The 14,310-nt window shown below is 54.3% G+C and carries 10 protein-coding genes; 6 read left to right on the top strand and 4 right to left on the bottom strand.

From position 1 onward, the window contains the following. Positions 1-211: 211 nt before the first annotated feature. The 4 genes from F1E05_RS11405 to ispG all read right to left on the bottom strand — a co-directional run bounded on the left by F1E05_RS11405 (position 212) and on the right by ispG (position 8,591). Complete coding sequence (locus F1E05_RS11405) at positions 212-4,804, bottom strand: PAS domain S-box protein (RefSeq protein WP_150048550.1); 4,593 nt, start codon at positions 4,802-4,804, stop codon at positions 212-214. Positions 4,805-5,042: 238 nt separating this feature from the next. Beyond that, positions 5,043-6,161 carry a flavin monoamine oxidase family protein gene (locus F1E05_RS11400; RefSeq protein WP_150048548.1) on the bottom strand — a complete coding sequence of 373 codons (1,119 nt, stop codon included), beginning with the start codon at positions 6,159-6,161 and terminating at the stop codon, positions 5,043-5,045. Between the two features lie 3 nt (positions 6,162-6,164). Next, a complete protein-coding gene (locus F1E05_RS11395; RefSeq protein WP_150048546.1) occupies positions 6,165-7,106 on the bottom strand; it encodes a hypothetical protein in 942 nt (313 codons plus the stop codon). A gap of 264 nt (positions 7,107-7,370) precedes the next feature. Then, positions 7,371-8,591 carry a flavodoxin-dependent (E)-4-hydroxy-3-methylbut-2-enyl-diphosphate synthase gene (gene ispG, locus F1E05_RS11390; RefSeq protein ID WP_150048544.1) on the bottom strand — a complete coding sequence of 407 codons (1,221 nt, stop codon included), beginning with the start codon at positions 8,589-8,591 and terminating at the stop codon, positions 7,371-7,373. A 106-nt stretch (positions 8,592-8,697) separates the two neighbouring features. Here ispG and F1E05_RS11385 point away from each other — a divergent pair, with 106 nt between their 5' ends. The 6 genes from F1E05_RS11385 to nqrE all read left to right on the top strand — a co-directional run bounded on the left by F1E05_RS11385 (position 8,698) and on the right by nqrE (position 14,298). Continuing rightward, positions 8,698-9,426: a metallophosphoesterase gene (locus F1E05_RS11385; RefSeq protein ID WP_150048542.1), complete on the top strand. Its 729-nt coding sequence runs from the start codon at positions 8,698-8,700 to the stop codon at positions 9,424-9,426. A gap of 187 nt (positions 9,427-9,613) precedes the next feature. Then, a complete protein-coding gene (locus F1E05_RS11380) occupies positions 9,614-10,960 on the top strand; it encodes a Na(+)-translocating NADH-quinone reductase subunit A (RefSeq protein ID WP_150048540.1) in 1,347 nt (448 codons plus the stop codon). Then, positions 10,961-12,160, top strand: coding sequence for an NADH:ubiquinone reductase (Na(+)-transporting) subunit B (locus F1E05_RS11375; protein WP_150048538.1), 1,200 nt, complete (start codon positions 10,961-10,963; stop codon positions 12,158-12,160). Continuing rightward, the gene (locus tag F1E05_RS11370; protein WP_150048536.1) at positions 12,153-13,013 is read left to right on the top strand and encodes a Na(+)-translocating NADH-quinone reductase subunit C; all 861 of its coding nucleotides are present in this window, start codon (positions 12,153-12,155) and stop codon (positions 13,011-13,013) included. The genes F1E05_RS11375 and F1E05_RS11370 overlap by 8 nt, the downstream gene beginning before the upstream one ends. A gap of 8 nt (positions 13,014-13,021) precedes the next feature. After that, on the top strand, positions 13,022-13,690 hold the full coding sequence (locus F1E05_RS11365) for an NADH:ubiquinone reductase (Na(+)-transporting) subunit D (protein WP_150048533.1): 669 nt from the start codon (positions 13,022-13,024) through the stop codon (positions 13,688-13,690). Next, positions 13,690-14,298, top strand: coding sequence for an NADH:ubiquinone reductase (Na(+)-transporting) subunit E (gene nqrE / locus F1E05_RS11360; protein WP_150048531.1), 609 nt, complete (start codon positions 13,690-13,692; stop codon positions 14,296-14,298). The genes F1E05_RS11365 and nqrE overlap by 1 nt, the downstream gene beginning before the upstream one ends. Positions 14,299-14,310: the final 12 nt, after the last annotated feature.

Here is a 14,310-nt window from a genome sequence, read left to right as displayed (position 1 = left end):
CCGACTTACATGCTAGTCCGCTTGCCGATTGCCTCATTAGTTAATTTACATACACAGCCCGGATTGTCATGGCCCTCAAGCCATCCAATTCAGTGGCGTGGAACGGAAAAATGGGCGAGCGGTCCTGTTGTTGAGCGATGAGCAAAGGTCCAAGTTGTCTGCATTGGGCCGGAAAATAACGGGTAATCCCGCTACCTGAGCAGAACGCAGTTTAGGGCAAGGGAGCGGCCTCCAGCGCAAAGGTCAGTAACTCCGCCGCCGGCATAGGTTTGGCGTACAGGTAGCCCTGCACGAATTCGCAGCCCGCGGCCGCCAGTAGGTCTAGCTGTCCCGCTGTTTCCACCCCTTCTGCAATGGTTTTCAATCCCAGCTTGTGCGCCATGACCACGATGGCTTCGGCGATGGCACGGTCGTTAGGGTCGCTTTCCAGGTCACGCACAAACGAACGGTCTATCTTCAGGTAGTCGATAGGGAATTTCTTCAGGTAGGCCATTGCCGAATAACCGGTACCGAAGTCATCCAGTGCGACTTGCATGCCGGCGTGGCCGAGACGATTGATAATTTGCAGAATTTCGGGCCGGTCATCCAGCAGCAGGCCTTCGGTGATCTCGATCACGATATGTTCGGGAGGAACTCCGGTTTGCTCAAGATAGGCTAACCAGGAGATATAGAAGTCGCCCTTGATGAATTGGCGCGGCGACAGATTGACGCTGATTTTCCGGGCCGCCCGACCGTCGGCGTTCCAGCGTCCGGCCGTTTCCACCGCCTGACGGAACACCCAGTCGCCGATGTCGTGGATCAGGCCGTTTTCTTCGGCTATCGAAATGAATTGGTCGGGAGGTACCATGCCGCGCTGAGGGTGGCGCCAACGCAGCAGGGCTTCGGCTTTGACGATGGCTCCGCCGGCGATATCGACGATGGGTTGGTAGTAGACTTGCAATTGGCCTTTGGCCAGGGCGTCGCGCAGGTCGTTGGCAAGCAGCAACCGGGTCTGCGCCTGTTGTTGCATGGCGGGGGTGAAAAAACTAAAACCGTTGCGGCCCTGTTCCTTGGCGGCGTACATGGCTTGGTCGGCGCAAGCGATCAAGCCGTCGGCGGTGTCGGTATCGAAAGGGTAGGCGGCAATGCCGATGCTGGTGGAGACATACACGGTGTGCGTATCGAGACTGAACGGCTTGGTCATGGCATTGACGATGTTTTGAGCGATTCGGCCCAGGTGCGACATATCGTCCACCCGCGGCAGGATGACGATGAATTCGTCGCCGCCCAGCCGGGCCACGGTATCGGTTTCGCGAATGCCGGCGCGTATGCGCTGAGCGGCTTCGACCAGCAGCAGGTCGCCGATTTCGTGACCCAGCGTGTCGTTGACTTCCTTAAAGCGATCCAGATCGATAAATAGCAGGGCCAGGCTTTCTCCGTTGCGCCCGGCCTTGCCGATTTCTTCGTGCAAGCGGTCGCGAAACATGCGTCGATTGGGCAATCCGGTCAAGGTGTCGTAACTAGCCTGATGTTGCATCCGCTCTTCGATCCGTTTGCGTTCGATGGCGATGGCGCTCAAATGGCTGGCGTAGCGTAACCTCCCCATATCCAGTTCGTTTGGCTCGCCGGCTTGGCCGCGGTAAAGGGTGACGATGCCCAATTGCTGGCCTGAGGAGCCGATAATCGGATCCGACCAACTGGAAACCATGCCGGTTTTGCGGGCAAACGAACGGCAATTTTTCGAATGGCCGGCGAGGCGCATGTCCTTTATGATCAAGGGTTCAGCGCGGCCGAAGGCAACGACGCAGCCGCTATCCTCGTCGTCCACGCCGACGCCTTGACTATGCGCGGGGCAGGGAACGGAAAAAGACGGGGCCGCGCCATGGATCAAACGATGGCCTGTTTGATCCAGTAGTTGGATGCGACAACGGCAACCCGGGCTGGCGGACTCGACGTATAGGGCAATCTGCGTGAGGACCTCGCCGAGGTCGCCGCCCTGCGCCATGCGCTCGAACACGCGTCGGCGTTCGACATCCAGCAGTTGCTCCCGTCTATGCTTGGTCATGTCGAAACCCAATACCAGCAAGCCGCGGACTTCGCCGCCGCTGCTGTATTCCGGCGAAACTCTCACCAGATGACTGTACACGCCGCCATTGCCGTTGCGCCATTCCAGCGACACATCCTCGCGGGTGCCGGACGTCAGCACCCGCATTAGTAAGGCGATGTAGGCATCGATAGAGACATTGGTGGCGCGCCAGAATGCGCTGACATGCGCGCCCAGGATTTCCGCTTCGGGCAGGCCCACGGCGGTTACGAAAGCCGGATTGACGTAAGTGTGGTACAAGGCCCGATCCAGCCGCAATACATAGGTCGGCAGGTTTTCGATCAGCGTGCGAAATTCCTGTTCGCGTTCGGCCAGCGCCGATTCCATCCGCTTGCGTTCGCTGATGTCGCGGATCATGGCCATGTTGTAGCCTTGGCCGTCCGATTCAATATAATTGGCAACCACCTCGACCGGGAAAATCCGCCCGTCTTTGGTGCGGTGGCGGGTTTCGAAGGTCAGCGAACCGTGGGTTTTGAGGTCGAGCCAATGCGCGGGCCAGACGGCATGCTGATAGTCGGGGTCAACATCCGGGACGCTCAAGCCCAGCAGTTCATCCCTGCCGTAACCCAAGCCCTGACAGGCATGCGCATTGATGTAATGAATGCGGGCCTGTTCGTCGATCAGATAAACCGCTTCCTTGATGTGGTCGATGGCATAGTGCAGGCGGGCCAGTTCTTGCTCGCGTCGTTTGCGCTCGGTAATATCCAGGATGGTGCCCACCAGGAACTGTTGTCCGCGCTCGTCGCTGCAGCGGGTTTTCTTGACGATGATGCTGTGGGGGGTGCCCAGGCGGTCGGTAAATGTCGTCTCGCTGACATCCTCCATGCCACTGGCGAACACGGCTTCGTCCTTGGCCCGGAATATAGCGGCCTCGCGCGCGGAAAAAAAATCGTAATCGCATCGGCCCAGCAGGGCCTCCATCGGCTGGCCGATGAAATCGCAAAAGGCTTGATTCAGCCTGACCCAGCGATGCTCGCTGTCCTTGACGAACACCGGGTCGGCGATGGTCTCGATCACCCGGTCCAGGAATTGCCGGGATTCCTGTAGCAGGCGTTCCGACTGTTCGCGCTCCAGCTCGGCGGCCGCGCGGGTCGCCACCAGTTGCAGCAGCGAGGTCACCTCGGCGATGTCGTGCATGGGTTTGCCGTCCATCACGGCAATCAGGCCGACCACCCGGCCACAGGAATCCAGCAGCGGTAGACCGGCATAGCTCTCGACGTCCATTTCCAACAGCAGTCCATCTTCCGGAAACAGTTGCCGTATCCGCTCCGTGTAGCAACACAGCGTGCCTTCGATCACGTTGGCGCAAGGCGTTCCCTTAAGGTTGTATTGCATATTGGGCAATACCTTGCCCTTGGCATAAATCGCCACGGTTTCGGCAACGGACGAGTTTGTCGTTAATCGGTCGACGATGACATAATCCATCGTCAGGGTACGGCCCAAGTAGCGGGCAAGCGCGGTCAGGAACGATTCGCCATCCACTTGCCAGCCGCGCTGGGCGATGAAATGCAAGGTGTTTTCGATGTGCTTGCGCTCGGTAATGTCCAGTGAAGTGCCGATAAAGCGTACCGGTTTGCCGTCGGCATCGTAGTAGGGCTGGCCGCGTTCGAGTATGTATTTGACCCGGCCGTCCTGAAACAGCAGACGATGCTCGACTTCATAGCGGCTGCCTCCACGAATCGATGCGTTATACACCTGAACCACGCGCTCCCTGTCCTCGGGATGCACGGTGTCGACAAAGGCCTCGAAAGTCGCCGCGAACCGGGTTTTGTCGATTTCCCAGATGCGGAAGGTTTCATCCGACCAGGTCAGTACATCGTTAACGATATCCACATCCCAACTGCCGATATGGCCGATGCGCTGAGCTTCCTCCAGCGCGACCCGGCTGGATTGCAAGGCTTGCTCGATGCGCTTGCGCTCGCTAATGTCGCGTACCACGGTCAGACCGAAGAGTTTGCCGTTATCCTCGAAGTGGGTAGCATTGATTTCGACCGGAAATAGCTGGCCGTCGCTGTTGCGATGCCAGGTTTCGAACATGAACGATTGATTGAGCGGCGTGGACTGTATTTCCTGCAACAATTCCGGTGTGGCGCGCGGGTTGATGTCGAGCGGCGTCATGGTCAGCAGTTGTTCTCGCTGGTAGCCGAGCGATCGGCAGGCGGCGGCATTGACATATAAGAAACGAAAATCCTCGCCCAGCAGGAAGATGGCATCGGACGACAGGTCTATGGCGCGCTCCAGCAATTCCAGGCGCTGCTGGGCCTGCTTGCGCTCGGTGATGTCCAGCATGAGGCCGTGCCATTCGAGGCCGCTGTCCGGCTGCGGTGCCGGTGCGGACTTGGCTTCCAGCCAGCGAACGCCTTTGTCGGGGTGGATGATGCGAAACTCGATGTGAAACAGCCCGAGATTTTTTCCCGCGTCGGCGAACGCGGCCTCGATCATTTCGCGGTCGTCCGGGTGCGCCATGGCATGCAGCGGCCCCATGTCCTCCGCCACTTGTTCCGGTTGCAAACCGTATAGATCGCGTATCCCGCTACTCGCATAGGGGAAGCTGAAACGGCCGTCCGGCGAAAAACGGAAGGTAAACACAAAACCGGGCAGATGCGCCGCCATGCGGGAAAAGCGCTGCTCCAGGTCTATAGGGAACGGCTTCTGTTTAGAGCCATTGTTTGAAAAAGAGGAGTGGTCCCGGCGCCTATCTTGCGCCTTAAGTTTGTTCAAGCCGGTTTCCCGCGAGTGCGTTGCCGACAAGGGCAGTGGCTGGCGGAAAAAAAGCGCCTATCCATGCGCGCATTGTCGTACGGTCTATCCTCCACTTGCTTCACCGATAATCAATGTGTTAGCCGGCATTATAGTGTAGGAGATTACGGACGGACAATTGCGGTTAATGAAGAAGCGGAGGCGGGTCTATTAATAAAATGGTATGACCGGCATCCCCGCTGTGCGGAACGGCAGAATCTCAGCCGGCTAGGCTTAACGCAGTAAGTTCCAGGGCATCGCCGATGCGTTGTGCCGCCGCTAAAGCGCCTTCCAGATAGCCGCCGTATTCCGCGGCAGTTTCGCTAGCGCCGAAATAGAGTTTATCGTTCCAATGGTCGAGCTGTAGCCAAGGATGGCCGTAACGAGGATGATCGATTAGCGGGGTTTCGTCGTCCAAGTTGGCGGTATAAGGTTCGCAGTACCAATCTTGCAGCAAAATTTGCAGTGGTTTGGCAGCTGCGGCACCGAATAAACGGACTAGCTGTTCCGTGATCAAAGCTTCCAAGTCTTCACGGTATTCCCGGCGCAATGCGGCCGGCAAGGCAAAAAAGCCGGAGAGCGCGGCGATGTGACCGCTTTCGGAACCGGCATCGAAAATTTCCATCAGCGCGGCGCCTTGATATGGGGCGAAAGCGCTGCCGGAATAGCCGGCTGCGCGCCAGAACGGCTCGGCATAATAAATCAGCGCTTTGGCCTGGCCGGCCATCCAGGTTGGGGTGGCTTGCATCGCATTCCGCATGGGGCCGGCTAAAGGCGACTGAAAGTCGATGCCGGTGCCGATTAGTCTGGGCGGTATGGCTAAAACGACTTGTCGGGCGCGGACTATAATGGTGCGTCCGGCCAGTTCGAAATTAAGCTCCACGTGATCGCCCCGATCCAGCAGGCTGGTTAAGCGATGGTTTAAATGCAGGCTATTAGGCGGCAAGCGGCAGAGTAAGCTCTCGATTAAGCGATAGCTGCCGCCTACGATGCGGCGGGCCGAGGCATAGGTTGTAGAATCTTTGAAGGCCTGCGGGTTTGCCTTTCTGTCCGGCAGGTAGAGGGATAGACCCTGTTGCCACTGAGCCATGGTGCTTAAGCCGTGGCGATTGATGAATTCTGCAATGCGATGTTGGGTGTCCGGCCAAACCCAGCTAGGGCCTAAGTCGTTTCGAAAAGGGGCCGGTTCGCCGGTTTGCGAGTCCGGGGTATGACTCAAAATGCGGCCGCCGAAACGATTACGGGCTTCGAATACCGCGAACCGGAGCTGCGCTTTTTGCAAGCGCTCGGCTAAGGCCAATCCGGATAATCCGCCTCCCACAATCGCGACTTGCAACATGGTTTAGTCCTCCGGAACAAGATTCCCGGCGCAGGCCAGGCTATTTCGCTGCCACAACGGTAATTGCAAACCGTCGGCGCCCGAAATCGGCAGCATCAGTTTTCTACGCATGATGTCCCATTCACCGTCGTAGCGGCGGCCTACCCGGATGCTCCAGCCCCAGCTTATCGGAGGCGCTAGCGGTGTCCAAATGGATTCGCTATTGAAAGGCAGGGCGCGCTGCAACCAATAGCTGCTGTAACGTTCCAGTACGGTTAATCCGACGACCGGCTGATTGTCGATGGCAGCCGGTATGGCTTGAGAGATTTCGCTAGTGATTCGATAGATTTGGCTGCCGCCTTGCTGCTGGACGGGCGACGACCAGGCCATTGGCTGCTGCGCCTCTGCACTGGAAAGATGTAATACGGCTTGGTCTTCTTCGCCGCTGTCCAGGATGTACAAGCTTTTCCCGTTAGCGAAGGTAAAAAATCTGCGCGTTTGTACCAGGTGCAACAGGCTAAGTTGAGCGGAAAAAGCATCGGTGGTGTAGCGGACTTCGAAATGCGGAGACAAACTGAGTAGGGCGCTTTGACCGGTCGCCGCGACGACAGGGCCGTGCAAGGCGGCTAATTGAATTTCCAAGCGGTTGTTGTCCAGCCGGTATTTTTTTAAAGATTCGGCATTGGCTTGTCTATCTATCTCGACATGCTGGCTCAAAGCCTCCAAATCGCAATGGCTGTCCCAAAAATAGCCGGATACTGCCTCATCGTTCCGGCCCGAAAAAGGTATTACTTCGGCCGTTTGCAGGTTCAGCCGGTAATCGCCTATCAAGCCGTGCTGTACGCCGTTTACGTGTTGGAAATGACGTAATCGGTATTTTTTGCCGATGGCTAGCGTCGGTATTTCGGGTTTGCTGACCGGCTGTTTCGGTGGGTAAAGGTAGTGAATGTATTCGGGTTGCGGCATGGGTAAACAGAGATGAACGGGAATGTGTCAAAGCTGTTTACAAATTTTGATCCAAATTTTGTGGTTATTTTAAAATTCCATTTTTTCAGTAGCTTATGGTATTTGCGCACGCCGATTTTGGGTTTCAAGAAAAGCCGGGGTGTAGGAATTCCGACAAGATGGCAGGTCCCGATTCGACTTTGTCGGCTATGCGCGCGATAGGGTATGCATCAAAGCCGGGGGAGGCGAGGCGTTTGAGTAAAAGCCTCGCCCGGTTATGACGGTTTAGTGAGTGCTGTAATGGCTTTCGATGTAACGTTCGACCAGGGCTTGAAATTCGCCGGCGATGTTGTCGCCTTTCAAGGTGACGGTTTTGACCCCGTCTTCGAACACCGGCGCGACCGGAGATTCGCCGGTGCCGGGTAGGCTGATGCCGATATTGGCGTTTTTGCTTTCCCCCGGCCCGTTGACTACGCAGCCCATCACGGCGACTTTCATGTCTTCGACGCCTTTATATTTGTCTCGCCACACCGGCATTTGCTCGCGCAAATAGCCTTGAATATCCTGGGCCAGACGCTGGAAATAATCGCTGGTCGTGCGTCCGCAGCCGGGGCAAGCGGTGACCATGGGGGTAAACGCGCGAAACCCCATGGTTTGCAAAATCTCTTGAGCGACCACGACTTCTTTGGTGCGTGCCGCGCCCGGTTCCGGGGTCAGCGATATGCGTATCGTGTCGCCTATGCCTTGCTGCATCAAAATTCCTAAAGCGGCGGATGAGGCCACTATGCCTTTAGAACCGATGCCGGCTTCGGTTAGGCCCAGATGCAAGGCGTAATCGCAACGGCGCGACAGGTCTTCGTAAATGCTGATCAGCTCTTGTACATCGCTGATTTTGCAAGACAAGATGATTTTGTCCTTGCCCAATCCCAGTTCTTGCGCTTTGGCTGCGCTTTCCAGCGCGGAGAGAATGATGGCTTCGCGAGTAATTTCCGGCAACTCTTTGGGTGCGGCCAAACTACGGTTTTCGTCCAGCAACCGGGTCAGCACCGCTTGATCCAGACTGCCGCCGTTAACGCCTATGCGTACCGGTTTATTGTATTGGATGGCGAACTCTATCATTTGCTGGAACTGAGGATCGCGGGCTTTGCCTTTACCGACATTGCCGGGATTGATGCGGTACTTGGCAAGGGCTTGCGCGCAATCGGGATATTTTTCCAATAGCTTGTGGCCGTTGAAATGAAAATCGCCGATAAGGGGTACGGAATAGCCTTTTTGCGCTAATTTATTAACGATTTCCGGTACTGCTTGCGCCGCTTCCTCGTTGTTGACGGTGACTCGCACCAGTTCGGAGCCGGCGTCCGACAGCTCGATAATTTGTTGCACGCTACCGGCAATGTCGGCAGTATCGGTGTTAGTCATGGACTGGACCACAATCGGGGCGCCGCCGCCGACTTTGACGTTACCGATTAATACTTGCTGCGTGTGTTTTCTGGGGTTAATCGACATAGAATTGCACGAGTTGGAAAAAAGCTAAGTTATCTGAAAAAATACCAAGCAAATCACTTAGGTTTTAAAATTATACCCCCTTACCGAATCCACGAAAGAGCTAAATGTGCGGATAAATTACTTTTCTGATGTGCACTTGGAATTCGGCGGACAAGCGTTGCCCGACAATGATGCGGATATTGTAGTAGCGGCCGGCGACATTGGCGTTCTGGCGCAAGGCGTCGCCTGGTTGAAAGCGATAAACAAGCCTGTAGTCTACGTGGCGGGCAATCACGAGTTTTACGGCGACGAATATCATGCGGTTTATGCGATGCTGCGTGCCGAATGTGCCGGTAGCAATATTCATTTCCTGGAAAAAGATTGTTTCCTTTTTAAAGGATATCGGTTTTTGGGGTGTACCTTATGGTCCGATTTATTTATCGAAGGCCCGGAAAAAGCCGAGGCATTGGAGCGGACTTTGAATGACTTTCGCAAGATACGCTTTGGCGATTCCGGCTTCGGTCCGGAGCAATTTTCCGCTCTGCATCACGACGCAAAAAACTGGCTGCAGCAGCAATTGGCACAGCCGTTTGTCGGGCGCACTATCGTCGTCACCCATCACGCACCGACGGAATGGAGTTGGATAGAAACACCCAACTCTTTGAAAAAAATTGCTTATTGCAACGATTTGAAGCCCTTGTTTCACGAATACGAGATCGCCGCTTGGTTTCACGGCCACGTACACAATTTGGGGGATTACCGCATCGCCGATGCCCGAATTTTAAGCAACACGCGTGGTTACGTCGGCAGGCGGACGGTGGCTAATTTTGACGTGAACAAGATTGTCGAGCTTTGAGGTTTTACCCGGATAGAGGCGGTTAAAACCAAAGTTTTTTGTAAGGGTTAGGCTGGGGCTTCGGCGTTGAGAAAGCCTTGAACTTGTGATGTAATGGTGCGGTTTTATGTCTTGAACCGTCCTTGGGGTGTAGTGGTTCTCAAAGGGCTTTTGGCTGCAATTTGTCTGGAGAGCAGGCGTATCAACTATGCAATTTACGATAAAGAAAGGGTTGGATTTACCCATTACGGGTAAGCCTGATCAACAAATAAGCAATGGTAACGACGTTAAGTCGGTTGCCGTACTGGGCGCCGATTTCGTCGGACTTAAACCTAAAATGCTGGTCGCCGAGGGTGACAAAGTTAAGCTGGGCCAAGTGTTGTTCGTCGACAAGCAAAATCCCGGCGTTAACTTTACTTCTCCCGGAGCCGGAGTGGTAAAAGCCGTTAACCGCGGCGAACGCCGGGTGCTGTTGTCGGTAGAGATTGAATTGCAAGGAAAGCAACAAGAGACGTTTGCCAAATATGCCGAATCGGCATTATCCGCCTTGACTGCGGAACAGGTGAAAGAGAACTTGACGGCATCCGGCTTGTGGACCGCATTCCGTACCCGCCCGTACGGCAAGGTTCCTGCAGCCGACTCGACACCGAGTTCGATATTTGTCTGTGCCATTGACACCCGACCGCTGGCAGCCGATCCTGCCGTCGTCATTAAGGAGAGACAAAGCGATTTTGTCAACGGTTTGAGCGTAATTTCGAAACTATCCGCCGGCAAAACCTATGTTTGTAAAGCGGCGGGTGCCGATATCCCCAGTCTGCCAAGTATAGAAACGGCAGTGTTCGCAGGACCGCATCCGGCCGGATTGCCCGGCACCCACATCCATTTTATCGACCCGGTAAACGCGCACAAATTCGTTTGGCACATCGATTATCAAGCGGTGATGGCAATAGGCGCCTTATTTACCACGGGGCATCTCAACGTAGAGCGCGTCGTTTCTTTAGCGGGACCGACCGTCAAAAAACCGCGTCTGCTCAAAACGCGCGTGGGCGCCAATTTAACCGATTTGGTTGCGGGCGAGTTGGAAGAAGTCGAAAATCGGGTGATTTCAGGTTCGGTATTGTACGGACACGAAGCCAGCGGGCCTTTGGCGTTTTTGAGCGCATACAGTTTGCAAGTCTCGGTGTTGAAAGAAGGGCGCGACCGCGAATTTTTCGGTTGGATCGTGCCGGGCACTCAAAAATATTCCGCGATGAACGTGTACGTGTCCAGCAAAGACCGCAAAGACAATCGTTTATTTCCGTTGACTACCGATAAGAACGGCAGTAACCGCGCCATCGTTCCGGTTGGCGTTTACGAGACCGTCATGCCTATGGATATCTTGGCAACCCCGTTATTAAAAGCGATTGTGGTTGGCGATACCGACACCGCGCAAGCCTTGGGTTGCTTGGAATTGGACGAAGAAGACGTGTCTTTGTTTACGTTCGTCGATCCGGGTAAGCACGATTTCGCGCCGGTGCTTAGGGCAAATTTAACCAAAATCGAGAAGGAAGGATAAATGTCGGCTAGAGACTTTTTAGATAGCATAGAGCCGCATTTTACAAAGGGCGGCAAGTTGGAGAAGTACTACGGTCTCTACGAGATGGTAGATACTTTTATCTATACCCCGTCTGATGTAACGCGCGGCAAAACTCACGTTCGCGACGGCAACGACTTGAAACGTACCATGACTTTCGTAGTGATTGCCACGGCGTTTTGCATATTGATGGCCTGGTACAACACAGGCTACCAAGCTAATCTGGCCATGGAGTCTTTAGGGAAAGAATCCATAGAAAATTGGCGCCGCATTCCCATGGTGTTGTTCGGTTACAGTCCGTATAACCCCTTATCCTGTCTGGTACACGGCATGCTGTACTTCTTCCCTATCTATTTCACCACGCTGGCCGTGGGCGGCGTTTGGGAAGTGTTGTTCGCAACCGTGCGCAAACACGAAGTCAATGAAGGCTTTTTGGTATCTTCGATGCTGTATACCTTGATTTTGCCGCCGGACATGCCTTTGTGGCAGGTTGCTTTAGGCATTTCCTTCGGTATCGTATTGGGTAAAGAAGTATTCGGCGGTACCGGCAAAAACTTTTTAAACCCGGCATTGACCGGACGCGCATTTCTATTCTTTGCCTATCCGGCTTCGATTTCCGGTGACTCGGTTTGGGTCGCGGTAGACGGATACAGTGGAGCAACCGCGCTGTCTATGGCATCCGCCGGCGGATTGGAAGCTATCAAAGGTAGCTTTAGCTGGTTGCAAGCGTTTTTAGGCTTTATTCCCGGTTCCATGGGTGAAACCTCGACCTTGGCCTGCTTGTTGGGAGCGGCTTTCTTGTTGTATACCCGCGTTGCCTCCTACCGGATTATGGGCGGCGTTCTGATAGGCATGATCGCAATGTCGACCTTGTTGAACGTGATCGGCAGCAATACCAATCCGATGTTTGCGATTCCCTGGTATTGGCATATGGTATTAGGCGGTTTCGCGTTCGGTACCGTTTACATGGCTACCGACCCGGTTTCCGCGGCCAATACCGATACCGGTCGCTGGGTTTACGGCATTTTGATCGGCTTGATGATTGTTATCATCAGGGTCGTCAATCCGGCTTTCCCGGAAGGCGTGATGCTTGCAATTCTTTTCTCCAACATGTTTGCGCCGTTGATTGATTACTTTGTCGTCCAAGCAAATATCAGAAGAAGGATTAAACGCCATGCTTAATGCCGAGAAAAAAACCTGCAAGTATAACGAGCAGCTTTGTAAATATTACGAGCAGTTCAGAGTTTATGCCGATCGTATCCTGGCGTTAAGCAACGACAGTCTGGAAAAAACCATCAACGTTGCATTGGCGTTGTGCCTGGTATGCGCGGTATTGGTGTCGATAGCAACCGTTGCCTTGCGGCCTTTGCAGTCGCACAACAAAGCCTTGGACATGAAGAAAAACATATTGGACGTGGCCGGTTTGCTGGATGAAGGCACCGACATCGATCAGGCTTTTAAAGAACGCATCGAAGCCAAGTTGGTCGATCTGGCGACGGGTGAATATGTTGACGGCAATGTGGATGAATATGATCAACGCAAGGCTGCAAAAGACCCCGCACAAAATGAAGCGATTCCTGCGGATAAAGATATCGCCAGCATTCGTAGTAAAGCGAAAGTCGCTAAGGTGTTTCTGGTGAAAAGCGGTGACAAGTTGCAATCCATCATATTGCCGGTCAACGGTTACGGTTTGTGGTCGACGATGTACGGTTTCCTGTCTTTGGAAGCTGATGGCCAAACGGTACAAAGCATTAACTTGTACGATCAAGGCGAAACCCCGGGTCTGGGTGGCGAAGTGGTCAACCCCAACTGGCGGGCGCTGTGGAAAGGGAAAAAAGTCTACGGCGATAACGGCGAAGTGGCTTTGACGCTGGTGAAAGGCACGGTCGATACCAGCCGTCCCGACGCGGTCAACAAAGTTGACGGTTTGGCCGGCGCTACGTTGACCAGTCGCGGCGTCAGTAACCTTATATTGTATTGGATGGGGCCGGAAGGATTTGCGCCTTACCTGAACAAAATCAAAGCAAACGGTTAGGAGTCGTCATGGACAAAGAAACCAAAAAAGTATTATTCGAGCCGTTGGTCGACAACAACCCCATCACCTTGCAGGTGCTGGGAGTTTGTTCCGCATTGGCGGTAACCTCGCAAATGTCTACCTCGTTGATCATGGCCTTGGCCCTGACTTCGGTAACGGCTTGTTCCAGCGCGGCGATCAGCGCCGTGCGTCAGCACACCCCCAGCAGCATCCGGATTATCGTGCAGATGATTATCATCGCCTCGCTGGTGATCGTGGTGGATCAGTTGTTGAAAGCCTTTGCGTTCGACGTCAGTAAAAAACTGTCGGTATTCGTCGGCTTGATCATCACCAACTGTATCGTCATGGGCCGCGCCGAAGCCTATGCGATGAAAAATCCGCCGCTGCAAAGCTTTATCGACGGTATCGGCAACGGTGCCGGCTATAGCTTGATCTTGATTCTGGTGGCGCTGGTGCGTGAAACCTTGGGTTCGGGCAAACTGCTCGGCTTCGAAGTGTTGCCCTTGGTCAAGGACGGCGGCTGGTACGTGCCGAACGGCTTGATGTTGTTGCCGCCTAGCGCGTTTTTCGTGATCGGTTTGATCATCTGGGCCTTCCGTACTTGGAAACCGAAACAAGTCGAACACAACGAGTTCAAAATTATGGCCATTGCTCACGGTGAAGGAGGGCATCACTAATGGAAGCCTATATTGCCTTATTTGTTAAAGCGGTTTTCATCGAAAACCTGGCCCTGTCGTTCTTCCTGGGGATGTGTACCTTCTTGGCGGTGTCCAAGAAGATTTCCACAGCGATGGGTTTGGGCGTTGCGGTGATGGTGGTGCAAACCCTAACCGTGCCGGCCAACCAGTTCATCTATCAAACCTTGTTGAAAGAAGACGCTCTGGCCTGGCTCGGTATCACCGGCGTGGACTTAAGCTTTTTAAGCTTGTTGAGCTGTATCGGCATGATTGCGGCGATCGTACAAATTCTGGAAATGTTTCTGGATAAGTTCGTTCCGGCTTTGTACAACGCGCTGGGTATCTTCCTGCCGCTGATCACTGTGAACTGCGCAATTTTGGCCGGTAGTTTGTTCATGATCGAGCGCGACTACAACTTCGGCGAGAGCGTGGTGTACGGCGTCGGTTCCGGTTTCGGTTGGGCGCTGGCGATCACCTTGATGGCCGGCGTGCGCGAGAAACTGAAATACAGCGATGTACCGGCCGCGTTGCAAGGCCTGGGCATCACCTTCATCACCGCAGGCTTGATGTCTTTAGGCTTCATGGCGTTCTCTGGAATTCAATTGTAAAAGGGTATCGTA

The sequence above is a fragment of the Methylomonas rhizoryzae genome (assembly GCF_008632455.1).
In the GTDB taxonomy this organism is placed as follows: Bacteria; Pseudomonadota; Gammaproteobacteria; order Methylococcales; family Methylomonadaceae; genus Methylomonas; species Methylomonas rhizoryzae.
The sequence above is the reverse complement of the archived record's forward strand: the minus strand, read 5'-3'. Positions and strand labels throughout refer to the sequence as shown.

Coding starts and splice junctions, on each gene's coding strand:
- F1E05_RS11375 (WP_150048538.1), top strand. CDS start 10,961: ATGTCGGCTAGAGACTTTTTAGATAGCATAGAGCCGCATTTTACAAAG.
- F1E05_RS11370 (WP_150048536.1), top strand. CDS start 12,153: ATGCTTAATGCCGAGAAAAAAACCTGCAAGTATAACGAGCAGCTTTGT.
- F1E05_RS11380 (WP_150048540.1), top strand. CDS start 9,614: ATGCAATTTACGATAAAGAAAGGGTTGGATTTACCCATTACGGGTAAG.
- F1E05_RS11400 (WP_150048548.1), bottom strand. CDS start 6,161: ATGTTGCAAGTCGCGATTGTGGGAGGCGGATTATCCGGATTGGCCTTA.
- F1E05_RS11395 (WP_150048546.1), bottom strand. CDS start 7,106: ATGCCGCAACCCGAATACATTCACTACCTTTACCCACCGAAACAGCCG.
- F1E05_RS11365 (WP_150048533.1), top strand. CDS start 13,022: ATGGACAAAGAAACCAAAAAAGTATTATTCGAGCCGTTGGTCGACAAC.
- nqrE (WP_150048531.1), top strand. CDS start 13,690: ATGGAAGCCTATATTGCCTTATTTGTTAAAGCGGTTTTCATCGAAAAC.
- ispG (WP_150048544.1), bottom strand. CDS start 8,591: ATGTCGATTAACCCCAGAAAACACACGCAGCAAGTATTAATCGGTAAC.